We start from the raw sequence: 21,361 nt of genomic DNA on the forward strand, positions 1-21,361 counted from the left end.
TCAGCTATCAAATTGTCACCAAAAAACATGGTGGCAAGATTGAGTGTCATTCTACTGTGGGTCAGGGAAGTGAGTTTATCGTGCAAATTCCAATACGGCAGCTCGATTCTGGCATTAATGACAGTCCTCACCTAAACTCATTCCAATCTCGATCGTAAATCATTGTTCGATATTTCGCACAGCAAGCGATCGCATTACACTATAGCCGTACTAAGTAGAACTATTATATTATTCTCCATAATGAGTCTTAGCACAGTGAATGTTTACCAGATTCTGTTCGTCGAAGATAATAAACTCGAACTTTTGCGAACGCATAAGTTTGGCCGCTTCCTTTTCCCCATAGACCTGAAACGGCAGTCCCCCCAGTCTTGCCCAAGTGGTTGCCGAACGGTTGGGGTCGGCGTCAATAACCAAAGTGGCTCTGTCCTCACAAAACAGTGAAGCAAGGCAGATAGCCGAAGTGGTTTTCGCCACCCCTCCTTTAAATGAACGTGCGAATGATTGGCATAATCTTCCCCCTCACTAAGTTAATGCCCTGGTACCTATCATTCCTTCCCCATTGGATATGTGGGCGGCGGTTGGTATCAGGCAGGTTACCCAGAATGTGAGCGGCTTTAGCGCTTGTTACCGCTTGCGTTTTAAAGCACAAGTAGCACCAAGAGCACCAAAGGTTAACAAACCTAAAACAGAGATAGGTTCAGGTACAGACTTTGTTGTATTAAAAGTGAAGTTGTCTATAGCAATTTGTTCTCCACGACCTCCAACACCTGCATAAGTCCCACCAGATGAAGTAAACTTCAGTCGATCGATGCCTTGGAAGTCGAAGTTAAACAATGTAGGAGCTACAGTATTTACGGTTACTGTTTTTGAATACTTAGTAACACCACCATTGAAGCCCTCAACTAGAATATTTAAACCGTTATTCCAAGCTGCTGTTAGATAGACACTATTAAAATCAAATTGTCCCTTAGCAACACTTATAGTGGCAGGTTTAGCAAATGAATTATATGCAACATATTGTCCTGATACAGTTCCCTTGTTATATCCGGATCTGGGAGACGCTACTAAATTGTTTCGCACAGAAAAATGGTTCCAATTTAATCCACCATAACCATTGAAGATAACTTGTTGATCGGTAGTAAAAATGTCATCGAAAGTCAGAGTAGCAGCCCGCGCTGTACCATTGATACCCAGAAATATTATCGCCGCAAGCGCTGTAGCCCTTGACAACTTTTTCAAAATAGACAAAATAAGCATTTTTTTGATGACTCCAAAACAACAATAGAATTGACGTAAAACTATTTGGTAAATGCAAGTGCCGCCTAGTTTGTTCTTTTTCGTACTTTGGCATTATCTTGAGAGTACCCGCAAGAGGTTCAATACTCCATTCATTGAATCAATACGCTGACATGAACTTCGTTATAAGTACTAATATGCATCGCAGTAGCAGCCGTATAATTTCCCGTAGCAGTGAGTCCGATGAAAAAATATTTAGATGAGAATTTGTTAGGAGAGAGCATGGAGTCAAGTTGGATTAAAGTATTTTCGATCCGAGCGCAGCGATCAATAGTAACTGAGTCTTGGGAAGCTCGTTCTTTGAAATCGTTGCTTCCCAATTGCATAATGGCTTGCTTGTTTTAGATAAAACAACGAGGTTTCTACGTAAGAGATGCTAAATCTTTGACGACAAATAAGTAAGACTACTGTTATTGACCGCGTAATTGTGTTGATAAACTCTAAAGTCAGGGTTAAATATAACAAAGCTAAATAATGTGTTATCTAATGTTTAGACAATTACAGTATGAAATCCCAACACTTTAATAAGTCATGAAATATACATAGTGCTTCAAATAAGCCGAAGTTTGTACCCTAGCAAAGACTTTATGGAAAAATTGATTTCTATCATCATGACGGTGTACAATCGGGAGCGCTATCTTGCTTCCGCAATTAAGAGTGTCTTAATACAAACTTGCCCCGACTTTGAACTGTTAGTTTGGGATGATGGTTCCACTGACCGTTCTGTTGAAATCGCTCGTTATTTTGCTCAAATTGATCCACGGGTGCGTGTAGTAGCAGCAGATCATCAAGGGCGAGCACGATCTTTGAAGGCGGCGATCGCACAAACAACTTGTCCCTACTTTGGGTGGGTAGACAGTGATGACTTATTGGCACCGACTGCCCTAGAGGAAACGCTTGCTGTGTTGGCTGATAGTCCAGAAATTGGACTAGTCTACACCGACTATCAGGTCATCAATGAACGCAACAAAATCATGGGATACGGACAGCGCTGTCGCATTCCCTATTCTAAAGAGCAATTGTTGGTTGATTTCATGATTTTCCACTTCCGGCTGCTGCGTCGATCTGTCTACGAACAAGTGGGCGGCATCAACGAGGAATTTGAACTAGCTCAAGACTATGACTTGTGTTTGCGACTATCTGAAGTGACGAAGATAGAACATTTAGCAAAACCCCTCTACTACTATCGGCGACACTCTGAGAGTGCGTCCCATCAAAAGCGAGTTGAGCAAATACTGGCAGCGCGGGATGCGATAAACCTTGCCCTATTGCGTCGGGGACTGAACGAGCGTTATGAATTAGACGTGGAGATTGTAGGGCGGTACAGCTTGCGTCCAAAGGTGTAACTAGAAAGAGAAAATAACAATCGTCAAATTTTCTACACTTAAATCCCTTCCTCATGAACTGTAACCAGACCCTGACAACTTTTGGGTCTGGTGTTAATACACTTGCGCCGACTTAGAGGGGCATTTTACTACACCGTTTATGTATTCTGGCCGAGAGGGTACACGGTTATAACTTTCAATGCTTCGACAGACAATACTTATCGTTTTCAGTTGCTTGTTCCCAGTAATCGGAACAGTAAAGACTGCTCCAACGTACCACCTAAGCTCCAAGCCCCACATACCACCACAGTCGTCTTGAACGGCATAGCTATAAACAGCATCAATAGTTGTCTTAGAGGGAAGGTCAGCATTTGTTTCAGTATAGTAGCGATAGCATATTTGTGTTCCGAAAAATGGTGGAAAGGAACCATAGTTAGTTGCTCCTTCGTCAGGAGGTTTAAAAAAAGTTTTGTGCTTTGAGAAAAAATTCTCTTGAACCTGAATCTTAGATATAATACGCTTTTTTGCTTCTGTTTCAAGTCTTGATATTTTTTCATCCATCACCTTATTTTCATCTTCATGCCCACATCCAGTAATAAGTAAGCTTAGTGGAATGATGCTAAAAACTAAGAATTTCAGAGAAAGGTAAAAAAATTTATTACTAGAATTATGAATCGGTTTTAACTTTCCCAAGTATCGCAGATGCTTAAAGTTTTCCAACATAAGGTGAATGGGTTGAAAAGTTCAATATAACTATGTAACAGCAATAATATCAGTGATGACTTATTGGCACTTATAGCGTTTCCTAAGCAACTGAGGTACACCTAAATCTTTGTACCGTAGGGTATTCTTGCCTGTGCCACCAGTCAAATTAATCACCCTTCTGTCCAAATGTGATTTTTCTGTCAACAACGTTGACTTCTTACCCTCTCGGGGATAGGTCTTATTGACAAAGCGCCACCTATCTTTTTTACACGGTTGGAGCAAATATTTAGCCTATAAAGCTTTCAACCTTTTTTGTACCCCCGACAACTTCAAGGGATCTAAGTTTGCTAGCTTTCTATTATTTTGCCCAGATGCCAGCAATAAATCCACAAATGCTACAAAACCTCTCACAAACCTCACAAAACAAATCCTCCCCTATTTGATTAAGGAAGGATTTGTGCATGAGGTCTACATCAAGTGGTGACAAAAATGTCACTAGTGCCAATCGTTAGTTTATTTGATAGCGTCGCTACCTGTACCGCCCCAAATGCGGTCTGGTTACCATCGGCATCAAAGAACAGAGCGCCTGTAGTGGTGTTGTAGATAAATCGCTGACTAGAGTTAGTTGCTGCTACTGCACCGCTACCGATGAGAAATTGACTTGAGGTAATGGCAGCACCTACAGTTAACCCACCACCGAAACCAGCAGCAGAAACACGGAGTGTATCATCAATTACCGAGAAGTCGGTAATGCTATCAACTCCAGTGTTTGGATTGTTGAGAACGAAGATCTCAGCGCCAGTACCACCCGTAAGTACGTCATTGCCAAAACCGCCAATGAGGGTGTCATTGCCCGATCCCCCCAAGCAAGTCATTACCAACATCTCCAGTCAGATTGCCATTGTCGTCAGTCATGACCAAATGAGCATTCAAGTATGGTTAGCAGTATTTGCTGTACCATCGATTCTAGACCGCCGCAACGCCCAAACTAGTACTTTTCCAGTAACGACTCCATTCAAAAAACCAGAAATTATCCCAAACATCAATCCAAACACGACAACACTTACTTCGTTAGCAAGAGACGGGCTCACAGCATTACCCGCAGCCAACCCTACAAACGAGCTCATAGCACAACCCGTACTCCAACCTACAGCCCAAGCTACAGCACTAGTTAGTATCCAAATTATCCACAACCGAGTTAGCGTAATCCTCCTAATGAGGAATATAAATTGAGCTACTCCAGTAACAGCGCCGCCGATAAGACCACCCACAGCGCCAGCTACTATACTGCCTATAAACATTTGAACATAGCCTGCAAAACCTATGTTGAAAAGATGATTCATTATGTAAAAGGCTGAAAAAAAGCCGACAAACACGCCTGTGTGTAAGCCTGGAATACTGGTTAGTATCCACCAGATGCTAATTCTCAAAACTTGTCTTCTCAGCACTAACCACTGCACTAGACCAATGACAACATTACCCACTGCAAAACTTACATAAGTAGCAGTAACCCTCATATTATATTCCACTGCTGGTTTTACACCAATGCTCAGAGCAAAGTGTACAAATGAGGTCAGAGCAAAGCTCACAGACCAGATCGCAGTGTTGGCTATTACCCACTGCTGCGAAAACTTCTTAAGAATCCGTTCATATGACATAAAAATTAAAAAAAGACGAAACTATGAGAACGAGTAACTAAGCGGTGCTGCTTGACTCCCATACTAGATTGCATGAAAGTCACAAATAATCTCATTTAGCAATCCTGCTACGATCTTGTCCAAATGTGATTTTTCTGTCAACAACGTTGACTTCTTACCCTCTTGGGGGATAGGTCTTGTTGACAAAGCTCGACTTATCTTTTTTTACCACGGTTGGAACAAATATTTAGCCTATAAAGCTTTCAACCTTTCTGATACCCCCGACAACTTCAAGGGATCTGAGTTTGCTAGCTTTTTATTATTTTGCCCAGATGCCAGCAATAAATCCATAAATGCTACAAAACACCGAAAAGAATCGCAATTGAACCACACTTACATATAGAGGAACTGGAAAAACGATACCGTCAAGCCAAACAGCCTGCAGAAAAGGAGAGCGAAAAAATTTTCCGCTTTCCATTTTCTTTCTTATAGTTAAGAAGATCGTTACCCAAACCTTCGATGAGGGCTAAACCGTTGCAATAACCAGACTAGTACTCCTCCTGTAATAGCCCCGCTTACAGCACCGAAGATAATTCCAAAAATAACTAATGCCCCGAAATTGCTGTTAGTATCGAGCAACTTCCAATGTACAGCGCTGCTCAAAGCACCACCCAATGCCCACCCCAAAGTACTAGTTATTATCCAGACTATCCACAAGCCAGGGAGCGAAATATGTCTTCTGAGCAATAACCATTGATGTGTTCCAGTAATAGCGCCGCCTATAGCACCACCAATAGTGTAGGTAACAACCCAACACACATTAGTATTTGCATACCTGATACAAAAATAGCTAAAGCTACTACCAAAGAATAGATAAAAACTCACCAGCCCAGTTACGAAGAAGCCTACAAAACTAGTTAGTATCCACCAGGCGCTAATCCTCGCAATCTGCCTTCTGAGAACGAACCACTGAGCTACCCCTAGTACAATTGGAGTTAGAAAACAGCTTGCACAAAAGCTTGTAGCATTGACAATCACCCACTGTGACCAAAATTGTTCGTTGTTTTGCGGATTCGACATGAAAGTTCAAGCCTTGTAAGGTAAAGCGATAATAGTAAGTCAATAGCGCAACCTATATTTACTAGAGAGAATATGCAATTCTCAAGGTATCTGAGTTGGTTAGCCCTCTATTATTTTGCCCAGATGTCAGCAATAAATCCACAAATGCTACAAAACAAGGTAGCAAACCTCACAAAACAAATCCTCCCCTATTTGATTAAGGAAGGATTTGTGCATGAGGTCTACATCAAGTGGTGACAAAAATGTCACTAGTGCCAATCGTTGGTTTATTTGATAGCGTCGCTACCTGTACCGCCCCAAACGCAGTCTGGTTACCATCGGCATCAAAGAACAGAGCGCCTGTAGTGGTGTTGTAGATAAATCGCTGACTAGAGTTAGTTGCTGCTACTGCACCGCTACCGATGAGAAATTGACTTGAGGTAATGGCAGCGCCTACGGCTAACCCACCACCGAAACCAGCAGCAGAAACACGGAGTGTATCATCAACTACCGAGAAGTCGGTAATGCTATCAACTCCAGTGTTTGGGTTGTTGAGAACGAAGATCTCAGCGCCAGCACCACCAGTAAGTACGTCATTGCCAAAACCGCCAATGAGGGTGTCATTGCCCGATCCCCCAAGCAAGGTGTCATCCCCAGTGCCACCATCAAGAGTATCTCTTCCCGTACCGCCAATGAGGGTATCGTTAAGAGCACCGCCTATCAGCTTGTCATTACCCTTTCTACCATTGAGGATGTCGTTACCATTCCTTCCAATGAGAAGATCTCTGCCAGGAATCCCAATTCGGGTCATCGGAAGAACATCATCTGTGCCGTCACTAATGGTGATGGATGTCTGAACGCTCTTTGGAGCATCTTCAATATTGCCCGCGTTGTCACGGGCACGGCTGTAGAAGGCGTAGGTGTGACCAGCAATGCCAGTGAATGTAGCTTCGGTGAGAGTGGTGTTTTCCAGCCAAGGAACAAATGCTCCGCCATTGTCTGAGACGTAAATAGTAAAACCAGCCAAAGCTGACCCACCCGTATTGTCACTACCAGACCAACTGACTGAGAAACTAGTGTCGTTAGTCGCACTTGGCAATGCGCTGACAGTGCTTGTAGGTTTATTCTTGTCAATGGTGTTGAAAATTGCTGGTGTGTCAATGGGTTCGTTAATATCGAAGATAATGCGTGCTTGAGCGTCAATAACAGCACCATTCTCAACACTCGATTTAGGTTTTACGGAGTAGCTGACAAAGCCGTCCCCTTCTGGTTTGGTGATGTTGGGTGGCAAGAAACCTTGCAAGGGATTGGTTGGCTCTACTCCAGTGGTGGGGTCTATGGATGTCAGTTCCCAGAAGGCTTGCCCTGTAGCAACATCAATACCCGCTACTACATCTACGTAGATTCCTTTAGTAGCAGTTAAATCCAGACGGGTTTGATAGAAAGCTCGGTTGTCTGGTACGTCAATAAATGTGTCGCCAAACCCGAAGTCACCTACGCGGAAGGTACGGGAGTCGAGGTCGCTATCAAGTTGTTGGGTGATGCGTACAACTTGGGCGGGCGCAGTCGCAAAAATTGGGTCGTTTTCAAAGCGGATAGTGTAATTTAAGGGATCAGATGTTACCCAATGTTCTGCACCAAACCCTTGAGGACCAAGGATGTCGTTGGGGTCGCGGGAAACAACAACATTGGTAACACTGTTTCCGGGGTCGAATGGATTGAAGGGATTTAGTGGATTTCCTGGTTGGTTTGGATTGTTTGGTGAATTGTAAGATGTTGGCGGTAGAGGTGGCTTCTTAGGTGGATAATCATCAGGGATACTGACGGAGCCTGAAGTTATTTCATCAATCTGAAAACTAAAAGTGAAAGGTTGACCATAACCATATTGTTGAGTTAGCCACAGATACTCAAAAACTACAGGGTCAATACCACTTCCTCTCCACAAAGAATTTCTTGCATTATCACGGTCATCATTTTGCCAAGAGTATGAATCAACTCCGTAGACAGAGACATCAGCTTGGTAGTTTCTTCTGTTAGAAGATTCTGTAATTTGAATTGAATTAACAACAGCATAAAGTCCTTCTGTTTTGGAATTTTCATTTTTTTGATAACTGACTTGACCTAGAGTTAAAAGTACGTCAGTATCTTGAAAAAAATCACTTGGTTCATTTGAACTATAATATATACCCCGAAGAGGAATAATAGGAGCTTTATTAGGGTTCTTGTCAAAATCGAAAGTGTGGCTTTTTTTACCCGTTGGTACTTGAATATTTATTCTTGTTGGTCCATGAGAGCTTCCTTCAGGTACGGTATGGAAGAAACCACGCTTGACAGCTGAATCTAATTGTTTCTTCAAAAAATCAATCTCTGATTTATACTCTTGGCTTTCAGAGATGTCCTTCACAATGTTATTGGGGATTCTTGCTGAATCAACATTGGGGACAACTATTCCCAGTGCGGAATCATCATCGATATGCACGTGACCTGTAGGGTTAGGAGCAAAGGGATAGGTGGGATTAAATGTCTTCCACACTGCTCCATAGTTTTTACCAACTTCAATAACTTTGTTAATGAACCAAAAAGGAGCTTTGGGATTTGTTGCGGATATAGCTTGCTTTACACTTTCCTCGTAGGAGTTCACTAGGTTTTCAGGTGTGGAACCGAGTTCACCTACAAAATGCCTTAAAGCAGCACCAGCAGTTGGAGCTGGTGGTCGCTGAATCAATCCAAAAGGTTCACCTAGTATCGGTATTTTTGTATTTCCACCATTCTCAAATTGATCTGCAGTTGCTAATATTTTTTGCTCTACCCGTTGCATTAAAGTATCAAAAGCAACAGGGTAAGAAGAAAGTAAAGCTAGTAAATCTGCAATGCTGTCTAAACCAAAATCTATCTGCAGCGCTGCTCGCTGCGCTAAAGTATCAGAAGCAGCAGGATATGGTTCAAGTAAAGCAAGCAAACCTCTGATGGTGTTTTTATCAACATCAACAGATTTTGCAATGGATAATGCATGGGAACTTATATCTACCGCTGGATTTACTCCGGTTAAATCATCTAATACATCTGCTAATGTGGGATTTCCAATATCATTTAAAGAAATAGTGAAATCAAATGATGAATTCGGAGCAGGTCCTGTTCGTCCAATAGGTTCAACACCGCCTGGTACTTTTATTCCTACTGCGGCATCTTCTGGGTAGCCAAATACTTGAGCTATAGCCTCCACTACTTCAAATATTTGACCTTGAGGAAAGTAAGCTGTCTGAGCTAGATTTGTTGATAAATCTTCATTCAAAAACTGAGAGCTTGACTCAAGACTAAATGACTGAACATTATTGTTGACTTCTGAAAAACCATTTTCGATTGCAATAGTATTTTTCAACTGAACACTACTGTTAGTATCCAATATACTGTTTTCAATTAAAGGTGTTGCATAGTCATCAGAATCAGTCCTACCCCAAGCATCCAAAGCTACATCAGTCCACAGTTCAGTAGCAGAGTGAGTGTAGTCGCCAATCTCAGCTAACTCCGTAGCACGCTCAGCTAAACCCTTTTCAAAACTAGTCCAAGAATTACCAAACTGATTCTGTAGAGCCCCCGCCGCATCTGCCCACGACTTGGTTGAAACATCACCGCTCAGGTACTCGATAAAGTCGTTGTAGTTGATTGGGGAGCCATCATCTATCATCTGGCGAGCACTAATATTGATTGGTCCGGTAGTCGAAGGCGCTGTCCCCCGGAGGCGAATGATACCCGTTTCACCAGGACGAAGAACACCAGCTGGTCCTTCATTGCTAGTCCCGAGCAATGCCATTGAACCAAATTGGGCAAACTCATCTCCATCTTGAATATTTTCTAAGTGAATGTCGGAACTGGCATTCAAAACAATTACGGGTGCCGTAACATCATGAGTACCGCGATTGGCGTAGGAAACAATGATGTCGAAGCTTTGTCCGGGAGATACAGCAGGTGTCGAAGTCACCGAAATCAGGACATTATCCTGACGGGCATCAACTACAGAAAACCTATCTGACAAAATATCTGAGATGATGGGCGCAATTTCTCCATTAGCAGTTTGACTGTATGAGGGCTGTGTCAGCTTCAGGTCATAAGTTCCTACAGCAGCATTTCTCAGGTCAAAAGTCGCGAATACCTCAGTAGAATCTTCAAACCAAATATTCTCAGCAACAATTGACTTACCAGTGCTATCAATCAACTCTGCTGTCATGAACGAATTAAACTTGGCCCCATCAATCTCCAGAGTTATCTTACCACCGCGATCGCCTACTGTTTGACCGATGGATGTGATACCAAAGTCAATCGTCTTAGCCTCAATCGTGTAGTTATTTCCCAATCCAGAAACAGTAGTATTCTCATCTATAACTAGACGAGGAATCCACTCTGGAGCTTTGATGGCACGGGCAAGGACATAGTAAGTGCCAGTTTCGGTAAAGGGTACGACAATTTGCTGGTCGGCAGAGACATTCTCAAATCCATAGTCAAACTCTGTTTGGGAAGGCATTTCACCGTAGCGAATGTAGAGTTCGTTAAACGCATTATCCGCAAGAGAATCAAAGGTGACTTGTAGCGTCTCTCCCAGGGCAACATCAATCTTATAGTAGACAGATTGTCCTTGGAAGAGCGTTCCAGTTTTTGAGACATCCAATTGCAGTGGCTCGACATCAATTGATACTTTGTCTAAAGAACCACCAATGTTGTTATTTTCATCGTTTTCTACAATGGCGTTGCGAATATCGCTCTTGACAATAACGTGATAGTCGCCAGGGACTACACCAGGTAAGGGAGCCGTTATACTATTGTCGTAATAGCTGTACTCATTGCCAGGAGCAGCTACGTAGCTTACTGGTGCTTGGCTGCGTCCAAAGAAAGTATCATTTATATCCCACTTCTCATCAGCAGAAAGGTAGATTGAGTCATACCAAATACCTTGAGCCGCATTGGGTCCCAAGTTGTTAATCGTGTAACTGATGGTGGCATCAAGCCCAGGAACGGCATTGACAGGGACAGTGATAGTACCGACACTCAAGTCAGTAGGGTTCGGCAAACTCACCTGCACGGAGTTCCGGTCATAGTTCAAATTGTTGCCAACCGTGTTGCCTTCTCCACCGCGCTCGTATACCTCATTGCCACCATCAGCAACAACAAAGACGTAGAATGGACCAGACAACCCAGAGGGGATTTTGAACAGTTGGTTTTGTTGCGTGTACGTCTCTCCTGCTGCTAAACCGCCAACACGGTATCGGTAGTCGAGGTAGATATCGCTACTGCTGTCAAAATTTTGGTCGCGAGAAAGGTAGATGGCATCGTACCAACGCTTGTAGCCAGTAGCAGCACCATCGTTGCGGACAGTCCAAGTGAGATTAAATAGCTGACTGCTAATAGCATCAATGGGTGCATCAACACTTTCCACCACCAAGTTAGGAACTTCACCCAGGGTAATAGCAGTGGTGTTGTTGGTTGCTTTGTCGTTGTTATTTTCTAAAGAACCTTCCAAAACCCGGTCATTATACTCGCTATTGGCACTGTTATCTGTGCGGACAATGACATGATAATTACCCTTAAGGTCTATTGGCAGGTTAAAGGTACCAGAACCGTCATAAGAGCCAAATTGGTCTAGGGCACCAGAATGAAAAACTTGTCCCAAGTAAATGTCTTGTTGAGAGTTTAGTTGGGTGTCGGTAGAAAGGTAAACGCTGTCGTACCAGGAGTAGGCATTAGTGCGACCAGTTCCGAAGTTTTTCACCGTCCAATTAACAGCGAGCTTGTCTGTTGTTAATACAGAAGGTGTTGCATTAACTCCCGTCACTTGCAAATCGGGAGTGTCTCGATTGACAGTAATTAATTGGGATTTATAGTTATTGCCAAGAGCATTTGCTTCATAGACCTGAGCGTTAGCATCAGTCACAACAAACAAATGGTACTGACCTGACAAGGTGAAGGGAATGGTAACCAGTTCGTTGCGTTCGTAGAAATCCCCAGGGTTCAACAAACCACTTCGGTAAGTACCGTCTATCAAACTTAATGTATCGCTGTGGTAGAAAGAACCTAAAACAACGTCATCGTCGTTGCCTAAATTTGTATCACCAGACGCAATTATGCTGTCAGTCCAAGCCCTGACAGCAGTGTCACCAGTTCCAGTGTTAGCAACAGTCCATTTGATACGGCTCGCTTTGCCAGCCTCAAGAGTTGTGGGAACATCGATCGCCGAAACTACCAAATCTGCCGGACGCGATGAAACTGTAACAACTCCGACATTATTACCAACATTGTTGTAATTATTAACATTATTGTCATTATTCAGTTCAAAAACGTCATTGTACTGGTCAGTAACAACAAAGACGTGGAAAGTACCACTCAGCCCATCAGGTAGAGTGAAGGTCACAGAACGGTCATCGGGTATACCGGCGTCTAAATAGCCATACTGCGTAACTTCACCCAACAATCTATCCGTGTTGGGGTTGAAATCAGCATCCTGGGATAGATAGAAAGCATCAACCCAGGAATAGTTAGGAGTTGCGGTTGAGCCATTGTTGGTAACGCGGTAATCAATGGTCAGGGCATGGCTAGCCAAAGCTTGAGTTGGAACGTCTACCAACTCGACTTCCAAGTCAGGCGGTGGTGTGAGATTAACAGTAGTAGGTGTAGGTTGGGCAACAATGTTATTGGCGTCGCCCGCAAATTCCAAAACCTGATTGCCAGCGTCAGTTCTAACAATGAAGTAGAAATTTCCACTCACTCCTATTGGCAAAGTGACATCCAAACTAGTGGTGTAGCTGCTAGTAGCTCCATTAGTACTGTTAGCATCATAAACATCAAGGTCGCCGTAGTGGTAACGAGAACCCAGGAAGTACTCCTCATCGCCATTGCCCAGATAGGGGTCAGCTGACATATAAACTTCGTCATACCAGCTGTGCTGAGAGGTTTTGCCAGGACCATTATTGACAACAGTCCAATTCAGGGTCATCCTCTGACCTGAGAACACTGGGGAATGTTCGTTGACAGTCAACTGCAAGTCAGGCGGTGGAGTCAGTTCAATGTTGGTGGGTGATTCTGTGCTCCGAAAATTGTCATCCTCGTTTTGATATTCGTAGACATTATCGTAGTAATCAGTTTTAACAACAAAGTAGTAGTTGTTGCCCTCAATATTATTAGGCAAGGTAACCTCTAAACTATTGTTATAGCTGTTTATGCCGCTACCATATTTATCCAAGTAGCTAAAGTTAGAAGTTTGACCCAGGTACGTTTCTTGACCGTTTAAAGACAGGAAAACGGCATCATACCAAATTGGAGCGCTAGTTGAGCCAGTTCCTGTGTTTTCTACTACCCAATCAACAGTAATTTTCTGACCGGAGAAAGCTGAATCGGTTCGAGCAGTAACGCTGGATACTTTCAGGTTCGGAAAATCGCTCTTGCGAATGTCGATAGGATTTGAGGAAATACGAGTATTGTTGCTCTCTTGACCGTGTTCGTAGACATCGCCACCAGCATCCGTCTTAACAACTACCCAACGCTCGCCTTCTAGATCGATAGGCAAGTCAATGAACTGTCTGCGCTCAATTGGCTTGCCTGCTTGAATTGTTCCTTCAAAGGAAAAAGATGCATAAAAATCGTCGTTTCCGACACTTCCGTCTTTCGACAGATAAACGTTATCGTGCCATACTCCAGTGGCATCTTTATCCCCTCCGTTATAGATTGTCCATACAATTTCCAGTTTTTGTCCGGACAGTCCCTCAAACGGAGTCACAACACTAGTAACCTGCAAATCAGGTATTGGAGGTAATGTCAGGTTAATTGGTTGGCTGAATTTGGTGTTGTTGTTTTCATTAAATTCCACTTGATTGTATGAAGTATCTGTCTCCACCAAAATATAGTAAGTCCCGTTGGAGAACTGCGGATTTAATGGTAAAGGTACGGGAACTGTTTTGGGATAAGAAGTACCAGAATTTAACGGTGTATCTCTCTCTACCGATACAGGTGTCAACTCAATTCTAGGGCTGTCAAGCGTTGGTCCTTTGCTAAGCCAAATGCGGTCAGTCCACCTCGAAGCAACAGTTGATGAACCAGGATCGCCAGCATTGCTGACAGAGTAAGTAACATCAATGGTTTGACCAAATTGGGCAGAGGTTGATGGAACAGCAGTTACCGATTCAACCACAAGGTCTGGTGCAGCTATAAAAATCGGTACTGGTTTTACATTGTTGGTTTCCAATAGACCTTTGGCTTCATTCGTTTCTCCTTGGTCTTGATTTGCGTCTGTTACAAACAGTAAGTACTGATTTCCTCTGATGTAGCTATCATACTTAGGTATGGTAATCAGTTTGTTGTTGATAGTGTAACTTGCATGACCAGCTAGAGGTGTGTGAGCGTCAATAAATTCACTATATAAAAGTGTGTCTCCACCAAGCTTGTCGTCACTTGAAATATATACGCGGTCATACCAATTAGCTGGAGCGGCAGCATCACTTATGTTTTCGACAGTCCAAAAAACTGGTATTTCCTGACCCCAACTAGCTGTCCAAGTGGTTGTACCTGGATTTGGTCTTCCAGCCTCTTTTACCGTCAAATCCGGTGCTTTGATTTCAATGGGAACTGCGTATGTATTGTTAGTTTCATCACTCTCACTTTGATAACCAATCGGATCTCTTGGGTTACCAGTTGCATCTGTGATAAATAGCAGATACCGCTCTCCGGTCATCGTGGTAGGTATGGTAATAACTTTGTTTTCAATGCTGTAAGTGCTGTAATTACCATTATTTGCCTCTAGAGGTGTTTGCTCGTCAATAGATACACCGTATACATATGTATCGCTGTCATCCCACGATTGGTCACTAGAAATATAGATGCGGTCTACCCAGTTAGCTTCAGCTCGGTAACTTCCTTGGTTTTTCACAGTCCAACTTACTGACATTTGCTCGCCTATAATGGCCGTACTCTTGTTTTGTGCGATACTAGCAGATTCAATCAGTAAGTCTGGTGTATTTATTTGAATTGGTACAGCGTAAACATTGTTAAGCTCGTTGGTTTCTTGTTGCCGTGGGTAACTCCAACTGCCAGATCTGTCAGCTACAAACAGCAAGTACTGAAGACCCTTGGCTGTAGTTGGTATAGTAATAAATTTGTTGTTAATGGTGTAGTTAGCACCAGCAGCTAGGGGTGTGTTGTTGATAATTGTTTCGCCACCTAGAGGTGTATCTAGCCAAGATTGAAAATCCTGGTCACTAGATAAATAGATGCCGTCATACCAGTAATCGGCTAGGGCTGCACCATTTCCTTGGTTGGTAACAGTCCAAGAAACAGGTATTTGCTGTCCCGGAATGGCTGTTGAGGGAAGGGGAACATCTGGGTTTGTTGTAATGGTCAGGTCTGGGGCTTTAAACTCTATAGGTATTGGGTAGACGTAAGCGTTGTTACCTTCATCGGTTTCCCCTTGATTATCAAAATCATCTGCTACAAATACTAGGTACTTACTCCCAAGGTATTTCTCGCTTCCACCTGGAATAGTAATGTTTTTTTGAATCTTATACGTAGCACCGGGAGCCAATGGTGTATGCCGATCTATGTACTCGACATCTATACCAAAGGACAAGTCTTGTTCATCAAAATAAGGGTCGCTAGAAATATAGATGCGATCGGACCAATTAGCTGGCGCTGGGACAGTATTACTTTGGTTTTTGACAGTCCAAGAAACTGATATCTTCTGACCCCACGAGACTTCACTTGGCGGGTGTCCATTTTCTATATTGGCTTCTATGATATCTAAATCAGGTGCTTTAACTTCAATAGGTATGGCTAATATATTGTTAGATTCATTAGATTCAATTTCTTCATTGTTATAAGAATAGAAATTGTAGCCATACAATGGATCTACTTCAAAAAGTAAGAATTTATGTCCCGGTTTGACATCCCATAAATCAATTTGTTCAGTTATTTCATAGCTGGTATTAGGCAACATGGAGTTTTCCAAATATTGACTCCATGAATCTATTGCTCTGTCATTTTCATCAAGTTTATTATCATCGGAAATATAAACCGTTCCCCAGCTTCTGTCTTCTAGTAATGCCCCAGTTCCTTGGTTTTTGACATTCAAAGTCACTGAAATTTTTCCATCCGAAATGGGAACTTCACCTGGAAGTATTTGAGCCGACTCAACTATCAAATCAGGTGGTAGTTTATTATTAACACCAGTGTTAAAGTTGATAACCTGGCTCTTTTCTTCCTCTGTCATTCCCGCTAAAGCATTCATACCCAAAAGCGCGAGCTGGTCTCCTTTTGCTAAGGCAGTCGCGACATCGGAAGTGCGGGCAATAAAGTGCATGACAATCTGAGTTTCGCCTGGAGCCAAATTTAGCCTGTATGTAACATTAGAAGAATTCCCATTTGAAACCTGATAAGGACGATAACCACCCGTTCCGGCTATGACTCGAACCATGTCGATGGTATTGTTATCACTCATACCATCTAAAACCAACCAGTTATCATCCAAGCTTAAGAGGCTATCTCCACTGGAGGTTTTAGTATTATCTAACGAATACTCGTAGGATGGGTTATTGTAAACCCTATGGTCATATTGCCAAGGTTCTGAATATGTATTTTTGACAATATCTAAAACGCGAACAAAGCCAGAGTTTTCTGAAACGTAGATTTTTCGGGATACTGAAATTGGCAAATCGCCACCGTATCCACTGCCAATATATCTAGGAGCTATGACGACTTCACGACCATTATCTTCCGTATAAGCATCGGCGCTATGATAACCGTAATAATCATTACTCAAGTTTCCATAAGATTGAAAATATTGCTCGCCTGTATCTGAGTTGGTTGCTATACGACCGTATTCCAATTCCCCGTCTGCTGTGATTTCCCACGGAAAAGCATCTCCATCAATCAAACTAAAGGGTAGGTTAATGGGATTGTTATTACTCATAAGAATGCTCCTGAATTTAAAAATCTTTTATTAATGTTTTTTAGGCAGTCTCAAATGCGGTTAGCTAACTTCGCCGATTTAACTACTTCCTTGATAGGGCTAGTGTCATCAAGGCAAACCTTGTCAAATCTTGCGGGAAATCAAAGCAGTTAAAACCCTTATTCTTTCGGACAACTGCTGTTATACTTTGCCTAGTTTGAAACTAAATCGGCGAAGATTAGTAGCTAATAGAGCGATCGCCAAAATGCATATATTGCTTTGATTCGGTAAACTGAACTATCTAGTCTTTAGTAACACTTACCCCCATATTGAACCAATTAACGGTACTTAGCTATCCAAGCATCAATACTTCCAGCATTTGTTCCGCTTAAAGCACCGTCGGTATCTCCAGTAATGTAAACATGACCACCACTGGCAACGGCGATTCCATTAGAAAAGTCATCACCCTCTGTACCAAACTGCCTGATAAATAGTGGGTTGCCATTGCTGTCATATTTAGCCACCCAAGCATCAATACCTCCCGCATTGGTTCCCCCTAAAGCATCATCGGTATCTCCGGTAATGTAAACATAACCAGCACTGTCAGTGACGACACCATAAGCAAAGTCATCACCAGCGCTCCCCAGTTGTTTTTTCCATTGGAGTTCGCCATTAGAACCGTATTTCGCTATCCAAGCGTCCTGACCGGACGCATTGATTTTCCCCACAGAACCAGAGGTATCTCCTACAATGTAAACATTAAGAGCAGTATCAACAGTGATGCTATTGGAATAATCTTCACCCTCTGTACCTAGTTGTTTCGTCCATTGCCATGTTCCACTGCCGTCATACTTGGTTACCCAAGCATCAACACTTCCGGCATTCATTCCCCCTAAAGCGCCAGAGGTGAAACCTGTAACATAGACATTGCTAGCATTATCAATTGCAATACCATTGGAAACATCCAATTTAGAAGTACCCAGTTGTTTTTTCCACTGAATTGTTCCACCACTGTCGTACTTGGCTACCCAGGCATCAATATCTCCTGCATTTGTTCCCCCCAAAGAATTGTCAGTATGTCCCGTAATGTAAACATAACCGGCACTATCAACAGTGACACTGTTGGAGAAGTCATCGCCTGCAGTACCCAGTTGTTTTTTCCACTGCTTCGTGCCATCGCTGTTATACTTGCCTACCCACGCATCAATACCTCCGGCATTACTTCCCTCCAAAGCACCAGAGGTGAAACCTGTAATGTAAACATTGCCAACACTATCAGCAACACTGTTGGAGAATTCTTTGCCAGCAGTGTCTAGTTGTCTCTTCCACTGTATTGCGCCATCGCTGTTGTATTTTGTTACCCAAATATCCTGACTCCCGGCAAGAGTCCCCCCCAACGACCCGTCAGTATAACCCGTCATATAGACATTGCCAGTGCCATCAACAGCAACACTATAGGAGGAGTCATCACCTGAAGTACCCGTTTGTCGAATCCACTTTTGTGAGAGGTTGGGTACACCAGGGCGTCCCTCAAGTTGACCGTAGAGTAAAAAGTGGTTGTATGCTTGACCATAATTGTAACCACTTGCTTTCAAGTCAGCATTGGAATCCAGATAGAATTTCACATCGAAAGATTGTGAAGATGCGCGTCCCTCACTTAAACCATGAGTTTGGAAGTGGTTGTACAATTGCCAATTTGAAAGATTTGTATCTCTGAGATCGCCATAAGTATTACGGTAGTAATTGACATCAAAGGTAGCAGAAAAGGAGCGCCCTTCCGCCAAACCGAACAGTTCAAAATGTTCTAATAACCGTCTACCACTGAAGCCTGCACTTACCAAGTCAGAATTCTTTTCACGGTAGTAATTGATATCAAAGAACTGAGAAAACTGACGCCAACCTTCATTTAAACCGTGTTTGACAAGATGCTCTAGGGCTTCAAGGCGATCGTTTTTGGGAGTGCTACTGAAGGTTGTGCGGAGGTCAGAATTCTTGGTCAAATAAAAGTCTGTATCAAAAAATTGTGAAAATCTTCTTCCTTCCCCTACACCAAAGGACTTCAAATGCTCAAAGAGTTGCTTATTGTTATAGTTTGTCAAGTCACCATTGGAAGCTCGATAAAAATTCAGATCGACTAACGGCGAAAATCTTCTTCCTTGGGCTACACCAAAGGACTTCAAATGGTCAAAGAGTTGTTCGTTGCTTAACCCAGTTAAATCGTCATGAGTACCCCGGTAAAAAGAAAGATCTACAAATGGGGAAAAGCTTCGTCCTTCTGCCACACCGTAATTTTGCAGATGGTTAAATAAATCCCGGTTGTTAAAACTAGCTAGATCGCTATTAGCAGAACGATAGAAGCTGAGGTCTAATAGTGGTGAGAAGGCTCTGCCTTCATTCAAGCCATAAGCTTGGAAATGTGAAAAAAGTTGGTCGTCTGTTGTAAATCCAGCCGCCGCGAGATCGGTATTGGCAGCACGATAAAAATTGGCATCAAATGGGTTGTTTATCATTTGTACGAGGTAGTAAATCTAAGAAGTTTCAATACGTTAGAAGGAGTTACAGCACCGGCTCTAGTATCAATGTCCGTAAACAAAGGGAGCAATAATTGGTATGCTTGTATTGCCCGCGAGCGCAAAAGGTGTGTAGGTGTCTCTAGGGTTATTAAAAGTAATATGGCCGTTGTTATTAATAGAAAAACCGTTAGAAACTGTACCAAAAAAGTTTAAGCCGGATTCAAAAACTGACGTTATGTCAATAAATTCGGTGTAACCATCATCGTTTCTATCCAAAATATCTTCACCAAAACCTGCTAGTCCACCAAGACCATCAATCAGGGCGTTATCAGACGTACTCATAAATAATCACCAAATATTTTTACTAATGATTTTGACAGAGAGATAAGAAAGGAGAAGATATCATCAAAATGGTTGCAGCACGGAAAATATAGAAGAAGTCAGCGCTACAACCACCAGTCTCCTTTCTAGATTTAGTAATTCTGAGAGAATTGTTTATTATTGAGCGTTTGATGAAACTACATGACAAGCCAGATGCAGTTGAGGTAATAAGGTCTGTATATTGTCAGGTTCAAACACTAGCACTCATCGCAAATAAGCTTGGAACCACAGCCAAATTTTCAGATTCTCTAGCAAGAAACTTTGTGTTGATAATATCTTGGTAAGTTGACAAATCGGTTTGCCAATTATCAATGGCTTGATGGAGATGGCTGAGGCGTTCTGGTGCAGTTCCGCCAGCAATTTCATACCTAAAACTACTGCTGAACATCACAATTGGGGTCGTTGTTTCGTCTGGAAAACGCAGCGCTGCTTCAGTGATACTTAGATATAACGGACAGCGATCTAGGGAGTAAGCTAAATTAAGCGTCGCTCGCATCGGCGCGTTACCAACTTCTTGCCAAGTACCGGGTGACAGCAAAGTCTGTGCCATGTACTTGCTCGCCGCATCTTGTTCTCGTTCGAAAGCAACGTAACCGCGATGATTAATGCTGACCGCCTGATATTCAACATTGGACAGGGTTTCTACATATTTTTTAGCAACGCTCGGGCAAGAAATTTCTGCTGCTGCTTTTCCTGCAATAGTTTCTATGAAAATGACGCGATTTGGCTCAGACACAACACCAACGCCTGATGTGAACATGACTTGAGAAACACTATTGCTGCAAATAGGAGGACGCGCCGACTGCCATTCTTTTGGAACAGCACCAATATATTTAAGCAAATCTTCTGTGAGAGTAGCGGGATTATTCTCTTTGATAGCAACGCTAATCATAGATTCTTGATTAACTAAAGTTTGGCTCATTGGATTTATTTCTCTTTTCATCCTAAAATTTCAGCATTTTTGTCTTGAACGGCACACAAATCTACACCAGATAGCTTTGGGGTCTATCTGGTTTCTTAGTTCCCAATTTCTAGAGCGTTTGTACAGTCATCTCATGCCACCCAGTTTCTTTAAGTAATGGGAACGAAAATTCGGTCTTTGCAGGGACAGAAACTGAGTTTTTTCTGCCCAATCTTGAATAATGAACAGACGCTCTAGCCATTGAATCCAAACAATGAGTATTTCAGCGCGGTTACGGTTAACCGACTCATCAAATACTTTGAGCCGATTCAATTCTTCTTTCTATTATTAAATAGCTCAATGGATAAAAACCAGCGAAATTTTACTGACAAGTGTCCGGAAATGAAAAATTCAGTAGAAAGGCTGAAGTTGTTGCTTTTGTTTTTAAATTCTTCTCACAAATGTTTGGGCATTTTGTAAGAAAAGTGTAAATTAGGGGTAGCTGAAAGTTCTGCTTTTCTCCTGAGTCATGCATTAACGAGCAATAAGCCTTAGCACGCATTCGAGTTCATCTGCAACTACGGAATACCATTTGTGTCATGGAACAGCGCACGGATGAACTC

At 42.6% G+C, this 21,361-nt stretch carries 12 protein-coding genes and 1 pseudogene; 1 reads left to right on the top strand and 12 read right to left on the bottom strand.

What is annotated here, in order from left to right:
* Nucleotides 1-228: 228 nt before the first annotated feature.
* The 3 genes and pseudogenes from ACKTT2_RS04715 to ACKTT2_RS04725 all read right to left on the bottom strand — a co-directional run.
* A pseudogene (locus ACKTT2_RS04715) lies at nucleotides 229-477 on the bottom strand (hypothetical protein); the annotation flags it as partial.
* Nucleotides 478-624: 147 nt separating this feature from the next.
* Nucleotides 625-1,257 (bottom strand): PEP-CTERM sorting domain-containing protein, encoded by a 633-nt coding sequence (locus tag ACKTT2_RS04720; RefSeq protein ID WP_407884490.1) that lies wholly within the window; start codon nucleotides 1,255-1,257, stop codon nucleotides 625-627.
* Between the two features lie 131 nt (nucleotides 1,258-1,388).
* The gene (locus tag ACKTT2_RS04725; RefSeq protein WP_407884492.1) at nucleotides 1,389-1,622 is read right to left on the bottom strand and encodes a hypothetical protein; all 234 of its coding nucleotides are present in this window, start codon (nucleotides 1,620-1,622) and stop codon (nucleotides 1,389-1,391) included.
* Between the two features lie 261 nt (nucleotides 1,623-1,883).
* On the opposite strand from ACKTT2_RS04725, the gene ACKTT2_RS04730 reads away from it, so the two are divergent.
* On the top strand, nucleotides 1,884-2,642 hold the full coding sequence (locus ACKTT2_RS04730; protein WP_407884494.1) for a glycosyltransferase: 759 nt from the start codon (nucleotides 1,884-1,886) through the stop codon (nucleotides 2,640-2,642).
* A gap of 93 nt (nucleotides 2,643-2,735) precedes the next feature.
* Here the strand turns inward: ACKTT2_RS04730 and ACKTT2_RS04735 are convergent, their stop codons facing one another.
* The 9 genes from ACKTT2_RS04735 to ACKTT2_RS04775 form a co-directional block, all read right to left on the bottom strand.
* Nucleotides 2,736-3,344 (bottom strand): hypothetical protein, encoded by a 609-nt coding sequence (locus ACKTT2_RS04735; protein WP_407884496.1) that lies wholly within the window; start codon nucleotides 3,342-3,344, stop codon nucleotides 2,736-2,738.
* A gap of 455 nt (nucleotides 3,345-3,799) precedes the next feature.
* The gene (locus tag ACKTT2_RS04740) at nucleotides 3,800-4,201 is read right to left on the bottom strand and encodes a calcium-binding protein (RefSeq protein WP_407884498.1); all 402 of its coding nucleotides are present in this window, start codon (nucleotides 4,199-4,201) and stop codon (nucleotides 3,800-3,802) included.
* Between the two features lie 54 nt (nucleotides 4,202-4,255).
* Nucleotides 4,256-4,984: a hypothetical protein gene (locus tag ACKTT2_RS04745; RefSeq protein WP_407884500.1), complete on the bottom strand. Its 729-nt coding sequence runs from the start codon at nucleotides 4,982-4,984 to the stop codon at nucleotides 4,256-4,258.
* A 483-nt stretch (nucleotides 4,985-5,467) separates the two neighbouring features.
* Nucleotides 5,468-6,043 carry a hypothetical protein gene (locus ACKTT2_RS04750; protein WP_407884502.1) on the bottom strand — a complete coding sequence of 192 codons (576 nt, stop codon included), beginning with the start codon at nucleotides 6,041-6,043 and terminating at the stop codon, nucleotides 5,468-5,470.
* A gap of 226 nt (nucleotides 6,044-6,269) precedes the next feature.
* Complete coding sequence (locus ACKTT2_RS04755; protein ID WP_407884504.1) at nucleotides 6,270-16,964, bottom strand: CARDB domain-containing protein; 10,695 nt, start codon at nucleotides 16,962-16,964, stop codon at nucleotides 6,270-6,272.
* Between the two features lie 317 nt (nucleotides 16,965-17,281).
* On the bottom strand, nucleotides 17,282-19,453 hold the full coding sequence (locus tag ACKTT2_RS04760; protein ID WP_407884506.1) for an SBBP repeat-containing protein: 2,172 nt from the start codon (nucleotides 19,451-19,453) through the stop codon (nucleotides 17,282-17,284).
* Between the two features lie 66 nt (nucleotides 19,454-19,519).
* Nucleotides 19,520-19,798, bottom strand: a complete 279-nt coding sequence (locus tag ACKTT2_RS04765; RefSeq protein WP_407884508.1) for a hypothetical protein — start codon at nucleotides 19,796-19,798, stop codon at nucleotides 19,520-19,522.
* 229 nt (nucleotides 19,799-20,027) lie between these two features.
* The gene (locus ACKTT2_RS04770) at nucleotides 20,028-20,759 is read right to left on the bottom strand and encodes a hypothetical protein (RefSeq protein ID WP_407884510.1); all 732 of its coding nucleotides are present in this window, start codon (nucleotides 20,757-20,759) and stop codon (nucleotides 20,028-20,030) included.
* Between the two features lie 126 nt (nucleotides 20,760-20,885).
* Nucleotides 20,886-21,071: a hypothetical protein gene (locus ACKTT2_RS04775; RefSeq protein WP_407884512.1), complete on the bottom strand. Its 186-nt coding sequence runs from the start codon at nucleotides 21,069-21,071 to the stop codon at nucleotides 20,886-20,888.
* Between the last annotated feature and the right edge of the window lie 290 nt (nucleotides 21,072-21,361).

The organism is Scytonema hankhaensis NUACC26 (assembly GCF_045865695.1).
GTDB lineage: Bacteria > Cyanobacteriota > Cyanobacteriia > Cyanobacteriales > Nostocaceae > Scytonema.

Coding starts and splice junctions, on each gene's coding strand:
- ACKTT2_RS04720 (WP_407884490.1), bottom strand. CDS start 1,257: ATGCTTATTTTGTCTATTTTGAAAAAGTTGTCAAGGGCTACAGCGCTT.
- ACKTT2_RS04725 (WP_407884492.1), bottom strand. CDS start 1,622: ATGCAATTGGGAAGCAACGATTTCAAAGAACGAGCTTCCCAAGACTCA.
- ACKTT2_RS04730 (WP_407884494.1), top strand. CDS start 1,884: ATGGAAAAATTGATTTCTATCATCATGACGGTGTACAATCGGGAGCGC.
- ACKTT2_RS04735 (WP_407884496.1), bottom strand. CDS start 3,344: ATGTTGGAAAACTTTAAGCATCTGCGATACTTGGGAAAGTTAAAACCG.
- ACKTT2_RS04740 (WP_407884498.1), bottom strand. CDS start 4,201: ATGACTTGCTTGGGGGGATCGGGCAATGACACCCTCATTGGCGGTTTT.
- ACKTT2_RS04745 (WP_407884500.1), bottom strand. CDS start 4,984: ATGTCATATGAACGGATTCTTAAGAAGTTTTCGCAGCAGTGGGTAATA.
- ACKTT2_RS04750 (WP_407884502.1), bottom strand. CDS start 6,043: ATGTCGAATCCGCAAAACAACGAACAATTTTGGTCACAGTGGGTGATT.
- ACKTT2_RS04755 (WP_407884504.1), bottom strand. CDS start 16,964: ATGAGTAATAACAATCCCATTAACCTACCCTTTAGTTTGATTGATGGA.
- ACKTT2_RS04760 (WP_407884506.1), bottom strand. CDS start 19,453: ATGATAAACAACCCATTTGATGCCAATTTTTATCGTGCTGCCAATACC.
- ACKTT2_RS04765 (WP_407884508.1), bottom strand. CDS start 19,798: ATGAGTACGTCTGATAACGCCCTGATTGATGGTCTTGGTGGACTAGCA.
- ACKTT2_RS04770 (WP_407884510.1), bottom strand. CDS start 20,759: ATGAGCCAAACTTTAGTTAATCAAGAATCTATGATTAGCGTTGCTATC.